At 73.3% G+C, this 11376-nt stretch carries 17 protein-coding genes; all 17 read left to right on the forward strand.

Annotated elements, in window-relative coordinates; translation table 11 throughout:
- Positions 1-51 precede the first annotated feature (51 nt).
- The 17 genes from A37W_RS0100825 (at position 52) to A37W_RS0100905 (ending at position 11365) form a co-directional block, all read left to right on the forward strand.
- Positions 52-426, forward strand: coding sequence for a hypothetical protein (locus tag A37W_RS0100825; protein ID WP_018301123.1), 375 nt, complete (start codon positions 52-54; stop codon positions 424-426).
- Positions 326-1687: a DNA-packaging protein gene (locus A37W_RS0100830; RefSeq protein WP_081617003.1), complete on the forward strand. Its 1362-nt coding sequence runs from the start codon at positions 326-328 to the stop codon at positions 1685-1687. The genes A37W_RS0100825 and A37W_RS0100830 overlap by 101 nt, the downstream gene beginning before the upstream one ends.
- 83 nt (positions 1688-1770) lie before the next feature.
- Complete coding sequence (locus tag A37W_RS0100835; protein ID WP_018301125.1) at positions 1771-2622, forward strand: SDR family oxidoreductase; 852 nt, start codon at positions 1771-1773, stop codon at positions 2620-2622.
- Positions 2623-3214: 592 nt separating this feature from the next.
- Entirely contained in the window at positions 3215-4411 is a 1197-nt protein-coding gene (locus A37W_RS0100840; protein ID WP_018301126.1) for a phage portal protein, read from the forward strand.
- Positions 4401-4622, forward strand: a complete 222-nt coding sequence (locus tag A37W_RS0100845; RefSeq protein ID WP_018301127.1) for a GTA head formation protein, RCAP_rcc01685 family — start codon at positions 4401-4403, stop codon at positions 4620-4622. Before A37W_RS0100840 ends, A37W_RS0100845 begins: the two co-directional genes overlap by 11 nt.
- Positions 4623-4632: 10 nt before the next feature.
- Entirely contained in the window at positions 4633-5181 is a 549-nt protein-coding gene (locus A37W_RS0100850) for an HK97 family phage prohead protease (protein WP_018301128.1), read from the forward strand.
- Between the two features lie 31 nt (positions 5182-5212).
- Entirely contained in the window at positions 5213-6406 is a 1194-nt protein-coding gene (locus A37W_RS0100855) for a phage major capsid protein (protein WP_018301129.1), read from the forward strand.
- Between the two features lie 70 nt (positions 6407-6476).
- Positions 6477-7076: a head-tail connector protein gene (locus A37W_RS0100860; RefSeq protein ID WP_018301130.1), complete on the forward strand. Its 600-nt coding sequence runs from the start codon at positions 6477-6479 to the stop codon at positions 7074-7076.
- Positions 7073-7411: a head-tail adaptor protein gene (locus tag A37W_RS0100865; RefSeq protein WP_018301131.1), complete on the forward strand. Its 339-nt coding sequence runs from the start codon at positions 7073-7075 to the stop codon at positions 7409-7411. The genes A37W_RS0100860 and A37W_RS0100865 overlap by 4 nt, the downstream gene beginning before the upstream one ends.
- Entirely contained in the window at positions 7408-7821 is a 414-nt protein-coding gene (locus A37W_RS0100870) for a DUF3168 domain-containing protein (RefSeq protein WP_018301132.1), read from the forward strand. Before A37W_RS0100865 ends, A37W_RS0100870 begins: the two co-directional genes overlap by 4 nt.
- A gap of 28 nt (positions 7822-7849) precedes the next feature.
- Positions 7850-8269 carry a phage major tail protein, TP901-1 family gene (locus tag A37W_RS0100875; protein WP_018301133.1) on the forward strand — a complete coding sequence of 140 codons (420 nt, stop codon included), beginning with the start codon at positions 7850-7852 and terminating at the stop codon, positions 8267-8269.
- The gene (locus A37W_RS0100880; protein WP_018301134.1) at positions 8269-8583 is read left to right on the forward strand and encodes a gene transfer agent family protein; all 315 of its coding nucleotides are present in this window, start codon (positions 8269-8271) and stop codon (positions 8581-8583) included. The genes A37W_RS0100875 and A37W_RS0100880 overlap by 1 nt, the downstream gene beginning before the upstream one ends.
- A complete protein-coding gene (locus tag A37W_RS0100885) occupies positions 8580-8792 on the forward strand; it encodes a rcc01693 family protein (protein WP_018301135.1) in 213 nt (70 codons plus the stop codon). Before A37W_RS0100880 ends, A37W_RS0100885 begins: the two co-directional genes overlap by 4 nt.
- Positions 8779-9438 (forward strand): RcGTA-type gene transfer agent tail tape measure protein, encoded by a 660-nt coding sequence (locus A37W_RS0100890; protein WP_018301136.1) that lies wholly within the window; start codon positions 8779-8781, stop codon positions 9436-9438. Before A37W_RS0100885 ends, A37W_RS0100890 begins: the two co-directional genes overlap by 14 nt.
- A 12-nt stretch (positions 9439-9450) precedes the next feature.
- Positions 9451-10083, forward strand: coding sequence for a DUF2460 domain-containing protein (locus tag A37W_RS0100895; RefSeq protein ID WP_018301137.1), 633 nt, complete (start codon positions 9451-9453; stop codon positions 10081-10083).
- A complete protein-coding gene (locus A37W_RS0100900) occupies positions 10080-10940 on the forward strand; it encodes a phage/gene transfer agent baseplate hub protein (protein WP_018301138.1) in 861 nt (286 codons plus the stop codon). The genes A37W_RS0100895 and A37W_RS0100900 overlap by 4 nt, the downstream gene beginning before the upstream one ends.
- The gene (locus A37W_RS0100905; protein ID WP_018301139.1) at positions 10937-11365 is read left to right on the forward strand and encodes an NlpC/P60 family protein; all 429 of its coding nucleotides are present in this window, start codon (positions 10937-10939) and stop codon (positions 11363-11365) included. Before A37W_RS0100900 ends, A37W_RS0100905 begins: the two co-directional genes overlap by 4 nt.
- Positions 11366-11376 lie beyond the last annotated feature (11 nt).

An 11376-nucleotide genomic window follows, 5' to 3' on the forward strand; every position in this document is an offset into this window, starting at 1 on the left:
CCGAGGCCCGGGATCGTCGGACGGTCCCCTGAGGGCCCGGATGGGGGCGACATGACCGAGACAGACGAGGCGCGGGACGATCGGTCCGCGTCCGACGAGGCGGAGCTCGCGGGTCTCAGGCGCGATGCGATCGCGCTGCTGGAGTCGGTGCGGACGTCGGTGAGGACCCTGCTGGACGGCGTGAAGGACGACGCCGCCAGCCACCCGGACGTCAGGGAACTGACGGCGCGTACCGCAGAGTACGAAAAGGCGATCCGCATCTACCTCGAGATCCAGACGCGGCTCGACGAGCTGTTCGCCAAGCATGCGAGGGTGATTGCCGCGTATGAAATCGACTTCGACGCCGTCCGGCACGACATCGGGTGCCGCCTCGCTCGCATCCGCGAGTGCTGCGCAGAGGGAGACGTTCCTGGCGACCCTGACTGAGGCCGAGCTTCGCGGGCTGCCCTACCTGTTCGACTTCTGGGCGCTGCCGCACCAGCTTGCGCCGCCGGGGAACTGGCGGACGTGGCTGATCCTCGGCGGGCGCGGCGCGGGCAAGACCCGGGCGGGGGCGGAGTGGGTCCGGTCGATGGTCGAGGGGCCGACGCCGCGCGCGCCCGGCCGGGCGCGCCGCGTCGCGCTGGTGGGCGAGACCTACGACCAGACCCGCGAGGTCATGGTGATGGGGGACAGCGGCCTCCTCGCCTGCTCGCCCCCCGACCGGCGGCCGGACTGGATCGCGACCCGGCGCCTGCTGGTCTGGCCGAACGGCGCCGTGGCGTCCCTGCATTCGGCCAGCGAGCCGGAGAGCCTGCGGGGGCCGCAGTTCGACGCCGCCTGGGTGGACGAGCTGGCGAAGTGGAAGAAGGCGAAGGACACGTGGGAGATGCTGGCGCTGGCCGTGCGGCTGGGCGCCGACCCGCGGATCTGCGCGACGACCACGCCCCGGTCCGTGCCGTTCCTCAAGGCCCTGATGGCGCGCGACAGCACCGTGACCACCCGGGCGCCCACCGAGGCGAACCGGGCGAACCTCGCCGACAGCTACCTCGCCGAGGTGCGGGCGATGTTCGGCGACACCCGGGTGGCGCGGCAGGAGCTGGACGGCGAGTACCTCGACTCCGTCGATGGTGCGCTGTGGCCGTGGCCGCTGATCGAGCGGCAGCGCTGTGCCGGGGTGCCGCAGCTGACCCGTGTCGTCGTCGCGGTCGACCCGCCGGCCAGCGGGCATGCCGGGTCCGACGCCTGCGGGATCGTCGTTGCGGGCGCGGTCACGGACGGACCCGCCCTCGGCTGGCGGGCCTTCGTGCTGGAGGACGCGACCGTCGAGGCCGCCTCGCCGCAGGCCTGGGCCGAGGCGGCGGTCGCGGCCTACCACCGCCACGGCGCCGCGCGCCTCGTCGCCGAGGTGAACCAGGGCGGCGCGATGGTCGAGGCGGTTGTGCGGGGCGTCGATCCCCTCGTCAGCTACCGCGCCGTCCACGCGCAGCGGTCCAAGGCGATGCGGGCCGAGACCGTCTCGGCCCTCTACGAGCGCGGGCAGGTCTTCCATGCCGGGGGCTTCCCGCGGCTGGAGGAGCAGATGAGCCTGATGACAGCGCAGGGCTTCCAGGGCGGCGGCTCGCCCGATCGGCTGGACGCGCTGGTGTGGGCGTTGCACGAGCTCCTGCTGCGCCCGGCAGGCGATCCGCGGATGCGGGCGATCTGACGCCGTCGCTGCCCGTACGGCCGGAACGACCGCGTGCGGCGGGGGTTGGAGGGGCGAGCCCCTTCAACCCATGGAGCGATCCCATGACCGAGCACGCCTTTCCGCCGCAGCATCAGGACAGCATGCCGGCGGACGAGCACGAGATGACACCCGCGCCCGACTATACCCCGCGCTTTCCCGGGGTCGGCAAGCTGAAGGACAAGGTCGCCTTCGTCTCCGGCGGCGACAGCGGCATCGGCCGCGCCGTCTCGGTCCTCTTCGCCCGCGAGGGCGCGAAGGTTGCCATCGCCTATCTGGAAGAGCACGAGGACGCCGAGGAGACGAAGCGCCTGGTGGAGGCGGAGGGGTCCGAGGCGTTGCTGATCCCGGGCGACCTCGGCCAGCGGGCTCACGCGTTCGACGCGATCGCGAGGACGGTGGAGCGGTTCGGCAAGCTGGACGTCCTCGTCAATAATTGCGCCCAGCAGTGGGTCGACGACCCGCTCGAGGACCTGAGCGAGGAGCGTCTGCGCCGGACGATGGACAGCAACGTGATGGCGCAGGTCTTCGTGACGCAGGCGGCGCTGGCGCATCTGAAGGAGGGGGCGGCGATCGTGAATACGACCAGCGTCAACGCCTTCAAGGGCAACGATTCGCTGATCGCCTATTCGACCACGCGCGGCGCCACGCTGGCCTTCAGCCGGTCCATCGCCAAGGCGCTGATCAAGCGCGGCATCCGGGTGAACGCGGTGGCGCCGGGGCCGATCTGGACGCCGTTCATCCCCGGCTCGATGGACGCCGAGACGGTCGCCGGCTTCGGCACCCAGACCGAGATGGGCCGCGCCGGGCAGCCGTGGGAAGTGGCGACGGCCTACCTGTTCCTCGCCTCCGAGGACGGCAGCTACTTCAACGGCCAGACGCTGCATCCCAATGGCGGGACCATCGTGGGGGCTTGAGGAGCGGTTGGTCAAAGTAGGGCTGATCCCGTCCCGGGCTCGACCCGGGACCTCGCGGGACAATCCAGTGCGCTCCCGGGATCGCGCGAGGCCCCGGCTCAGGGCCGGGGCGGGATATTTCGAATCGAACGAGCTTGATCCGGCGGCCACCCCCCGCGGTCACCTAAACGGGCTTGCTCATGGTCGACGTCTGCCGGACTGAAACTCGCCCGGACTCAGCCGCGCCAGCGGCCCGGGCAGCGTCTGGCCGCCCCTCCGGCCAGGCGCTTCCCCACCACCTGCGCGATGATCACCGTCGTCCGGAGCGGCTCCATAACGGACCGACCACAATCGTCGGAGCGTCTGACCGCGGCCAGACACTGCCCTCCGTCGGAAAGGGCTTCGGAGGCGCGGAACGCCGGCACGCCGGGTCCGCCAAAGCCATCATATCGGATCTGCCAACGCCCGGCACTCCGGCGAATCTGATCATCGGCAACCGAGACGCCTTCCCCGTTGCGCCCGACCTCCGCCCGCCGGCCGGTGCCCTTCCTCCGCCTTAAGCCACGTCCTGCATAACGGCCTCCATCGACGCGCGGCGACCCGAGGAGGCCCAATGTTCGACTTTCTGAAGCGCGACGCCGCGCCCGCCGGTCGGGTCGAGGCCCCGGCCGAGACCAAGGCGTCCGCGGCGGGGCGGGTGATCGCGATGGGCGGCTCGGGCCGGGTCGTCTGGTCCCCGCGCGATGCGCTCACGCTGACGAAGAACGGCTTCCTCGGCAATCCGGTCGGCTTCCGCGCCGTCCGGCTGATCGCCGAGGCCGCCGCGGCGCTGCCGCTGACGCTGCAGGATCGCGAGCGGCGCTACACCGCGCACCCCGTCCTCGACCTCCTCGGCCGCCCGAACGCGGCGCAGGGGCGGGCGGAGCTCATGGAGGCGCTCTACGGTCAGCTCCTCCTGACCGGCAACGGCTACATCGAGGCGGTCGGCGACGCCGGCCTGCCGGTGGAGCTGCACGTCCTGCGCTCGGACCGGGTGTCGCTGATCCCCGGCGCCGACGGCTGGCCGGTGGCGTTCGAATACGCCGCCGGCGGGCGCAAGCACCGCTTCGCCGCCAGCGTCGACGGGCCGAGCGCGGTTTGCCACGTCAGGACCTTCCACCCCCAGGACGATCACTACGGCCTCTCCGCCCTGCAGGCTGCGGCGAGCGCGATCGACGTGCACAACGCCGCCTCCGCCTGGTCGAAGGCGCTGCTCGACAACGCCGCGCGGCCGTCGGGCGCCATCGTCTACAGCGGCCCCGACGGCGCGGCGTCGCTGACGCAGGACCAGTACGATCGCCTCGTCCACGAGATGGAGACGCAGCACCAGGGTGCGCGCAACGCAGGGCGGCCGCTGCTGCTGGAGGGCGGGCTCGACTGGAAGCCGATGGGCTTCTCGCCGTCCGACATGGAGTTCCGGCAGACGAAGGAGGCCGCCGCGCGCGAGATCGCGACCGCCATCGGCGTGCCGCCGATGATGCTGGGGATCCCCGGCGACGCGACCTACGCCAATTACCAGGAGGCGAACCGGGCGTTCTACCGCCTGACCGTGCTGCCGCTGGCGGCGCGGGTGACGGCGGCGATCGCGGACTGGCTGTCGGACTTCGGCGGGGAGCGGGTGGAGCTGCGGCCCGACCTCGACCAGATCGCCGCGCTCGCGCCCGAGCGCGAGGCGCAGTGGCGGCGCGTCGGTCAGGCGACGTTCCTGACGGCGGCCGAGAAGCGGGCGCTGCTGGGCCTGCCGGCGCTGGAGGTCGGCGATGACGGGTAGGCCGACCGAACGCTTCGCCTGCGCCCCGGGCCTGCGCATCGATGCGCTTGAGCGGCTGAGCGAGCTGCAGTTCGAGCAGGCGGCCGGAGCCATGGCGCGGCTGGAGGCGGCGATGGAGCGGCTGGAACGGCGGCTGTGGCTGGCGGTGTTCGGCATGGTGGCCGCGGTTCTCGCCGAGGCGGTGCAGCGGCTGACGCATCTGGCGGGATGAGGGGAACGGGATGGAACTCGAATACAAGTTCGCGCAGACCGGCGCGCCGGTCACGGTCGAGGACGGCCACCGGATCAGCGGCTACGCCTCGCTCTGGGGCGCGGTGGACGGCGGCGGCGACGCGGTCGAGAGGGGCGCCTACGCGGAGAGCCTCAAGCGGCTGGGCGAGGGCGGCGGCAAGGTCCGGATGCTGTGGCAGCACGACCCGCGCGAGCCGATCGGCGTCTGGGACGAAGTGACCGAGGATGCGCGCGGGCTCAAGGTCTCGGGCCGGCTGCTGCCCGACGTGGCGCGGGCTCGCGAGGCCGCGGCGCTGGTGCAGGCGGGCGCGATCGACGGGCTGTCAATCGGCTACCGCACGGTGCGCAGCGCCAAGGCCGAGGGCGGCGGCCGCCGCCTGATCGAGCTCGAGCTGTGGGAGGTGTCGCTCGTGACCTTCCCGATGCTGCGCGAGGCGCGGGTGGGGGCGAAGGGCGCGGACGCGCCGGACGCCGCCGCCTGGCGCGAGATGGCGCGCGCCGTGCAGGCGGCGCGGGCCGCGATGGCCGGGCGGGACTGACGCCCGCGAGACGACCCCGAGAAGGAGAGAGATGGTGACACCCGAGACCACGTCCCGGGCCGGGGAGGATCTGTCCCCGGCCGAGGATCTGAAGACTTCGATGACCGCGTTCATGGGCGATTTCAGGCTCTTCGCGGGCGACATCCAGAGCCGACTTCAACAGCAGGAAGACCGCATGACCAAGCTCGACCGCAAGATGCAGACCGGCGGGCGCCGGCCCGCCCTCAGCGCCGCCGCCGAGGAGGGCGCGCCGCACCAGAAGGCGCTGTCCGCCTACCTGCGCACCGGCGACGACGACGCGCTGCGCGGCATCGTGCTCGAGGGCAAGGCGATGTCGACCGCGGTCGCCGCTGACGGCGGCTACCTCGTCGATCCGCAGATGGCGGACACGATCGCCAGCGTGCTGGCCGGCGCCGGTTCGATCCGCTCGGTCGCCAACGTGGTGAACGTCGAGGGCGGCTCCTACGAGGTGCTGATCGACCGCGCCGAGGCGGGCGCCGGATGGGGCACCGAGGCCGGCCCGCAGGCCGAGACCGGCACGCCGCAGATCGACCGGATCAGCATTCCGCTGCACGAGCTGGCGGCGCTGCCGCGGGTCAGCCAGCGCCTGCTGGACGATGCCGCCTTCGACATCGAGGACTGGCTGGCGGGCCGGATCGCCGACAAGTTCGCCCGCTCCGAGGCCACCGCCTTCGTCGGCGGCAACGGCACCGACAAGCCCACCGGCTTCCTGTCGGCGACCAAGGTGGCGGACGCCTCCTGGGCCTGGGGCTCGCTCGGCTACGTCGCCACCGGCGCGGACGGCGCGTTCGACGCGGCCGACCCGGCGGACGCGATCATCGACCTCGTCTATGCGCTGGGCGCCCGCTACCGCTCGGGCGCGACGTTCGTGATGAACTCGCGGACCGCCGGCGCGGTGCGCAAGCTGAAGGACGCCGACGGCCGGTTCCTGTGGTCCGACGGCCTGTCGGCGGGGGAGCCGGCGCGCCTTCTGGGCTACCCGGTGCTGGTGGCCGAGGACATGCCGGACATCGCCTCCGACAGCTTCTCGATCGCGTTCGGCAACTTCCGCGCCGGCTACACCATCGCCGAGCGGCCGGACCTGCGGGTCCTGCGCGACCCCTTCTCGGCCAAGCCGAACGTCCTGTTCTACGCGACCAAGCGCGTGGGCGGGGCGGTCAGCGACTACGCCGCGATCAAGCTGCTGCGCTTCGCGGCCAGCTGAGTGTGACGGCGGCCCGGGGGCGGAGTTCCCCGGGCCGCCGGGCCGAAGCGCTGAGGGGAAAGTGACGACGATGATGCTGGTGGAGACGACCACGGTGCCGGACGGGGCCTTCCCGATCGCCGCCTTTCGCGAGCACCTGCGCCTCGGCACGGGGTTCGCGGACGACGGGCTGCAGGACGGGCTGCTGACGGGGTTCCTGCGCGCCGCCATGGCCGCGGTCGAGGGGCGGACGGGGAAGATCCTGCTGGAGCGGGACTTCGCCTGGACGCGGGACGGCTGGCAGGGAGAGACGGCGCAGGACCTGCCCGTGGCGCCGGTGAGCGCGGTGGCGGGCGTGGACCTGATCGCCCCGAAGGGTGCCGAGACGGTCGCCGACGCCGCGAGCTGGCGGCTGGTGCCGGACCTGCACGTGCCGCGGCTGGAGGCGACGCGCGCGGTGCTGCCCCGTCCGTCCTTCGGCGGTTCGGTCAGGGTCCGCTTCACCGCCGGCTTCGGGCCGGACTGGGGCGACCTGCCGGCCGACCTCGGCCAGGCGGTGATGCTGCTGGCCGCGCATTACAACGAATACCGCCACGATACCGGGCTGGACGCCGGCTGCATGCCGTTCGGCGTGACCGCGTTGATCGAGCGCTACCGGACCTTCCGCCTGTTCGGCCGGGGGCGCGCATGACCCCGCCGCGCCTGAACCGCCGGCTGTCGCTGGAGCGGCCGGTGAGGACGCCCGACGGCGCGGGGGGGTTCGCCCCCGGCTGGCAGCCCGTCGGGACCGTCTGGGCCGAAATCCGGCCGCGGTCGGGCCGCGAGGCGGACGGCGCGCCCGGCGCCCTCAGCCTGCAGGCCTGCCGCATCGTGATGCCCGCCGCGCCCGTCGGCTCGCCCCGCCGGCCCGCGCCCGACCACCGCTTCCGCGAGGGGCCGCGGGTCTTCGTGGTTCTCGCGGTGACCGAGATGGATCCAGGCGGCCGCTACCTGATCTGCGAAGCCCGCGAGGAGGTGATCGCGTGACCTATGCCCTCGCCTCCGTGCTGCAGCAGGCGCTCTACGCCCGGCTGACCGGCGACGCGGCGCTGGACGCCCTCGTCGGCGGCGCCGTCTACGACGCCGCGCCGCCGGGCGTGCCGCCGTCCCTCTACGTGCTGATCGGGCCGGAGAAGGTGCAGGGCCGCTCCGACAAGACGGCCGGCGGGGCGGAGCATGATCTGTCGGTGTCGGTCGTCACCGACGCGGCCGGCTTCGCCAACGCCAAGGCGGCTGCTGCGGCCGTCTGCGACGCACTGGTGGACGCGCCGCTGGCGTTGTCCCGCGGCCACCTCGTCGGCCTGCACTTCCGCCGCGCCACCGCTGGCCGCAGCGGCACCGAACGGCGGATCGACCTCACCTTCCGCGCCCGCGTCGAGGACGACGCGGCCGCCTGACCCACACCCAAGGACGGAGGGACCGCACATGGTCGCCCAGAACGGCAAGGACCTGCTGATCAAGATCGACATGACCGGCGACGGCCTGTTCCAGACGGTCGCGGGCCTGCGCGCCACGCGCCTGTCCTTCAACGCCGAGAGCGTCGACGTCACCAGCCTGGAGAGCCAGGGCGGCTGGCGCGAGCTCCTCGCCGGCGCGGGCGTCCGCTCGGCCGCAATCTCGGGCTCGGGCGTGTTCCGGGACGAGACGACGGACGAACGGGCGCGGGCGATCTTCTGGGGCGGCGAGACGCCGGCCTTCCAGGTGATCGTGCCGGACTTCGGCACCGTCGAGGGGCCGTTCCAGATCACGTCGCTGGAGTACGCCGGCAGCCACGACGGCGAGGCGACCTACGAGCTGTCGCTCGCCTCCGCCGGCGCACTCACCTTCCTCGCCGAGGCGCCGTGATGGCGAACCCGCATGCGGGCGAGGTGGAGGTCGTCGTCGACGGCGTGCCGCGGACGGCCAAGCTCACCCTCGGCGCGCTGGCCGAGCTGGAGGCGGCGCTGGGCGAGGACAGCCTCGTCGCGCTGGTGGAGCGGTTCGAAGGCGGGCAGGTCGCCGCGCGCGATGTGTTCCGCCTGCTGGTCGCCGGTCTGCGCGGCGGCGGCTGGCGGGTGACCGAGGCGGAGCTGGTGTCGGCCGACATCGCGGGCGGTCCGGTGGGCGCGGCGAAGGCCGCGGCGGCGCTGATCGCCCGCGCCTTCGCGGTGCCGGAATGAGCCTCGACTGGCCGGGGATGATGCGCGCGGGGCTGACCCGGCTGCGCCTGCGCCCGGCAGAGTTCTGGGCGCTCACCCCGGCCGAGCTGATGCTGATGCTGGGCCTGGGCGCAGGCGTCCGCCCGATGGCCCGGGCCCGGCTGGAAGAGCTGGCGCGGGCCTTTCCCGACCGGCCGAGAGGCGAGGAGAGACAGGATGGCGAGCCCTGACTTCGACGATCTGGACGCCGAAATGGGCGACCTAGGACAGGCGATGGAGGCGGCCGGCACGATGGCCCGCGCCTTCACCGCCGAGCTGGCCGAGGTCCGCCTCGCCATGGGGGGCGCGGTGCGCGACCTCGGCCAGCTGGAACGCGGTTTCTCGCGCGGGCTGCGTCGGGCGATCGACGCGGTGGTCCTGGACGGCGCCAGCCTCGGCGACGCGCTGCGCGGCTTCGGGCGGTCGGCGGTGGACACGATCTATTCCAACGCGATGCGGCCGGTGACGGACCATGTCGGCGGCATCCTCGCCGGCGGCCTCAACTCCGTCGTCTCCGGCCTCATGCCCTTCGCGAACGGCGGGGCGTTCACCCAGGGGCGCGTCATGCCCTTCGCCCGGGGCGGCGTGCTCTCGGGGCCGACCACGTTCCCGATGCGCGGCGGCACGGGCCTGATGGGCGAGGCCGGACCGGAGGCGATCCTGCCGCTGGCCCGCGGCGCCGACGGCCGCCTCGGCGTGCGCCAGCAGGGCGGCGCGGCGCCGGTCCACGTCACCGTCAACGTGGCGACCCCCGACGTCGAGGGTTTCCGCCGCAGCCAGGGCCAGATCGCCGCCCAGGTCGGCCGCGCCCTGTCCCGCGGCGCCCGCAACCGCTGAAGAGGTAGTCCCATGGCCTTCCACGAAGTGCGTTTTCCCGCCAACCTCAGCTTCGGCTCCGTCGGCGGTCCCGAGCGGCGGACCGAGATCGTCGCCCTCGCCAGCGGCCACGAGGAGCGCAACAGCCCCTGGGCGCAGTCCCGCCGCCGCTACGACGCAGGCCTCGGCCTGCGCAGCCTCGACGACGTCGAGGCGCTGATCGCCTTCTTCGAGGCGCGGGCCGGGCAGCTGCACGGCTTCCGCTGGAAGGACTGGGCCGACTACAAGTCCGCGCTGCCGACGCGCGAGGTGACGCCGTTCGATCAGGAGATCGGCACCGGCGACGAGGTGACCGAGAGGTATCAGCTGGTGAAGCGCTACGCCTCGGGCGGCTACGAGCATATCCGTGCCATCCACAAGCCCGTCGCCGGCAGCGTCGTCGTCGCGGTCGAGGGCGACGAGCTGCAGGAGGGGGTGGACTTCACCGTCGACCCGGAAACCGGGATCGTGACGTTCCTGGAGGTGCCGGCCGTGGGCGCGACCATCACCGCGGGGTTCGAGTTCGACGTTCCCGTGCGCTTCGACACCGACCGGATCGCCGTCTCGGTCGCCTCGTTCCGCGCCGGGGACGTGCCGAACGTGCCCATCGTCGAGGTGCGGACATGAGCCGCGCCGCGCTTCTGGGTCACCTCGCCACCGGCGACACGACTGTCTGCCGCTGCTGGCGGCTGACGCGGGCGGACGGCGTGACCTACGGCTTCACCGACCACGACCGCGACCTGACCTTCGACGGGCTGACCCACCGCGCGGACAGCGGCTTGACCGCACGGGCGCTGGTGCAGGGGACCGGCCTGTCGGTGGACAACAGCGAGGCGGCGGGCGTCCTGTCCGACGCCGCGATCCGCGACGCCGACGTCGAGGCGGGGCGGTTCGACGGTGCCGAGGTCGAGAGCTGGCTGGTCAACTGGGCCGATCCGTCCCAGCGGATGCTGCGCTTCCGGGGCGCCTTGGGGGAGATCCGCCGCGAGGGGGCGGCGTTCACGGCCGAGCTGCGGGGCCTCACCGACCTTCTCAACCAGCCGCAGGGGCGGTCCTACACGCCGTCCTGCCAGGCGATCCTCGGCGACGCCGCCTGCGGCGTGGCGCTGGGGCCGCTCGCCGAGGTGCGGGAGGCGGAGAGCGTGGAGGACGCGCAGGTCTTCTTTCTGCCCGGGCTCGACGCCTACGCCGACCGCTGGTTCGATCGCGGCGTGCTGCGCGTGCTGGAGGGGGAGGGCGCGGGGCTGGAGGGCATCGTGAAGGTGGACCGCCTGCTGCCGGACGGGCGGCGGCGGATCACCCTCTGGGCGCCCATCCGGGCCGAGGTGCCGGCGGGCACGTCGCTGCGCCTGACGCCCGGCTGCGACAAGCGCCTCGCCACCTGCCGCGACAAGTTCGCCAACGTGGCGAACTTCCGCGGCTTCCCGACCATCCCCGGCGAGGACTGGCTCGTCGTCCCGCCCCGCGCGGGGGATGCGCCGTGAGCGCCATCGTCGCCGCCGCCCGCGGCTGGATCGGGACGCCCTACCGCCACCAGCAATCGGTGCGCGGTGCGGGCTGCGACTGCCTCGGCCTCGTCCGCGGCGTCTGGCGCGAGGTCTGCGGGCCGGAGCCGGCGCAGGTGCCGCCCTACAGCCGCGACTGGGCCGAGCCGCAGGGCGAGGAGCGCCTGTGGCGCGCCGCCGGCCTGTATCTCGCCGAGCGGCCGAAGGACGCCCCGACGCGCCCCGGCGACATCCTCCTCTTCCGGATGCGCGACCGCGCCGTCGCCAAGCATCTCGGCATCGCCGCCGAAATCAGCTCCGGCGCGACCTTCGTGCACGCCTACAGCGGCCACGGCGTCGTCGAGAGCCGCCTGACGTCCCCCTGGGCGCGCCGCATCGTCGCCCGCTTCGCCTTCCCCGACTGAACGAGGTCCCG

Source organism: Wenxinia marina DSM 24838 (assembly GCF_000379485.1).
Lineage (GTDB): Bacteria > Pseudomonadota > Alphaproteobacteria > Rhodobacterales > Rhodobacteraceae > Wenxinia > Wenxinia marina.

Bases quoted from the DNA above. Each gene is read 5' to 3' on its own strand.
- A37W_RS0100850 (WP_018301128.1), top strand. From the start codon at position 4,633: ATGGAACTCGAATACAAGTTCGCGCAGACCGGCGCGCCGGTCACGGTC.
- A37W_RS0100895 (WP_018301137.1), top strand. From the start codon at position 9,451: ATGGCCTTCCACGAAGTGCGTTTTCCCGCCAACCTCAGCTTCGGCTCC.
- A37W_RS0100890 (WP_018301136.1), top strand. From the start codon at position 8,779: ATGGCGAGCCCTGACTTCGACGATCTGGACGCCGAAATGGGCGACCTA.
- A37W_RS0100860 (WP_018301130.1), top strand. From the start codon at position 6,477: ATGATGCTGGTGGAGACGACCACGGTGCCGGACGGGGCCTTCCCGATC.
- A37W_RS0100830 (WP_081617003.1), top strand. From the start codon at position 326: ATGAAATCGACTTCGACGCCGTCCGGCACGACATCGGGTGCCGCCTCG.
- A37W_RS0100835 (WP_018301125.1), top strand. From the start codon at position 1,771: ATGACCGAGCACGCCTTTCCGCCGCAGCATCAGGACAGCATGCCGGCG.
- A37W_RS0100880 (WP_018301134.1), top strand. From the start codon at position 8,269: ATGGCGAACCCGCATGCGGGCGAGGTGGAGGTCGTCGTCGACGGCGTG.
- A37W_RS0100855 (WP_018301129.1), top strand. From the start codon at position 5,213: ATGGTGACACCCGAGACCACGTCCCGGGCCGGGGAGGATCTGTCCCCG.
- A37W_RS0100885 (WP_018301135.1), top strand. From the start codon at position 8,580: ATGAGCCTCGACTGGCCGGGGATGATGCGCGCGGGGCTGACCCGGCTG.
- A37W_RS0100875 (WP_018301133.1), top strand. From the start codon at position 7,850: ATGGTCGCCCAGAACGGCAAGGACCTGCTGATCAAGATCGACATGACC.
- A37W_RS0100840 (WP_018301126.1), top strand. From the start codon at position 3,215: ATGTTCGACTTTCTGAAGCGCGACGCCGCGCCCGCCGGTCGGGTCGAG.
- A37W_RS0100825 (WP_018301123.1), top strand. From the start codon at position 52: ATGACCGAGACAGACGAGGCGCGGGACGATCGGTCCGCGTCCGACGAG.
- A37W_RS0100845 (WP_018301127.1), top strand. From the start codon at position 4,401: ATGACGGGTAGGCCGACCGAACGCTTCGCCTGCGCCCCGGGCCTGCGC.
- A37W_RS0100865 (WP_018301131.1), top strand. From the start codon at position 7,073: ATGACCCCGCCGCGCCTGAACCGCCGGCTGTCGCTGGAGCGGCCGGTG.
- A37W_RS0100900 (WP_018301138.1), top strand. From the start codon at position 10,080: ATGAGCCGCGCCGCGCTTCTGGGTCACCTCGCCACCGGCGACACGACT.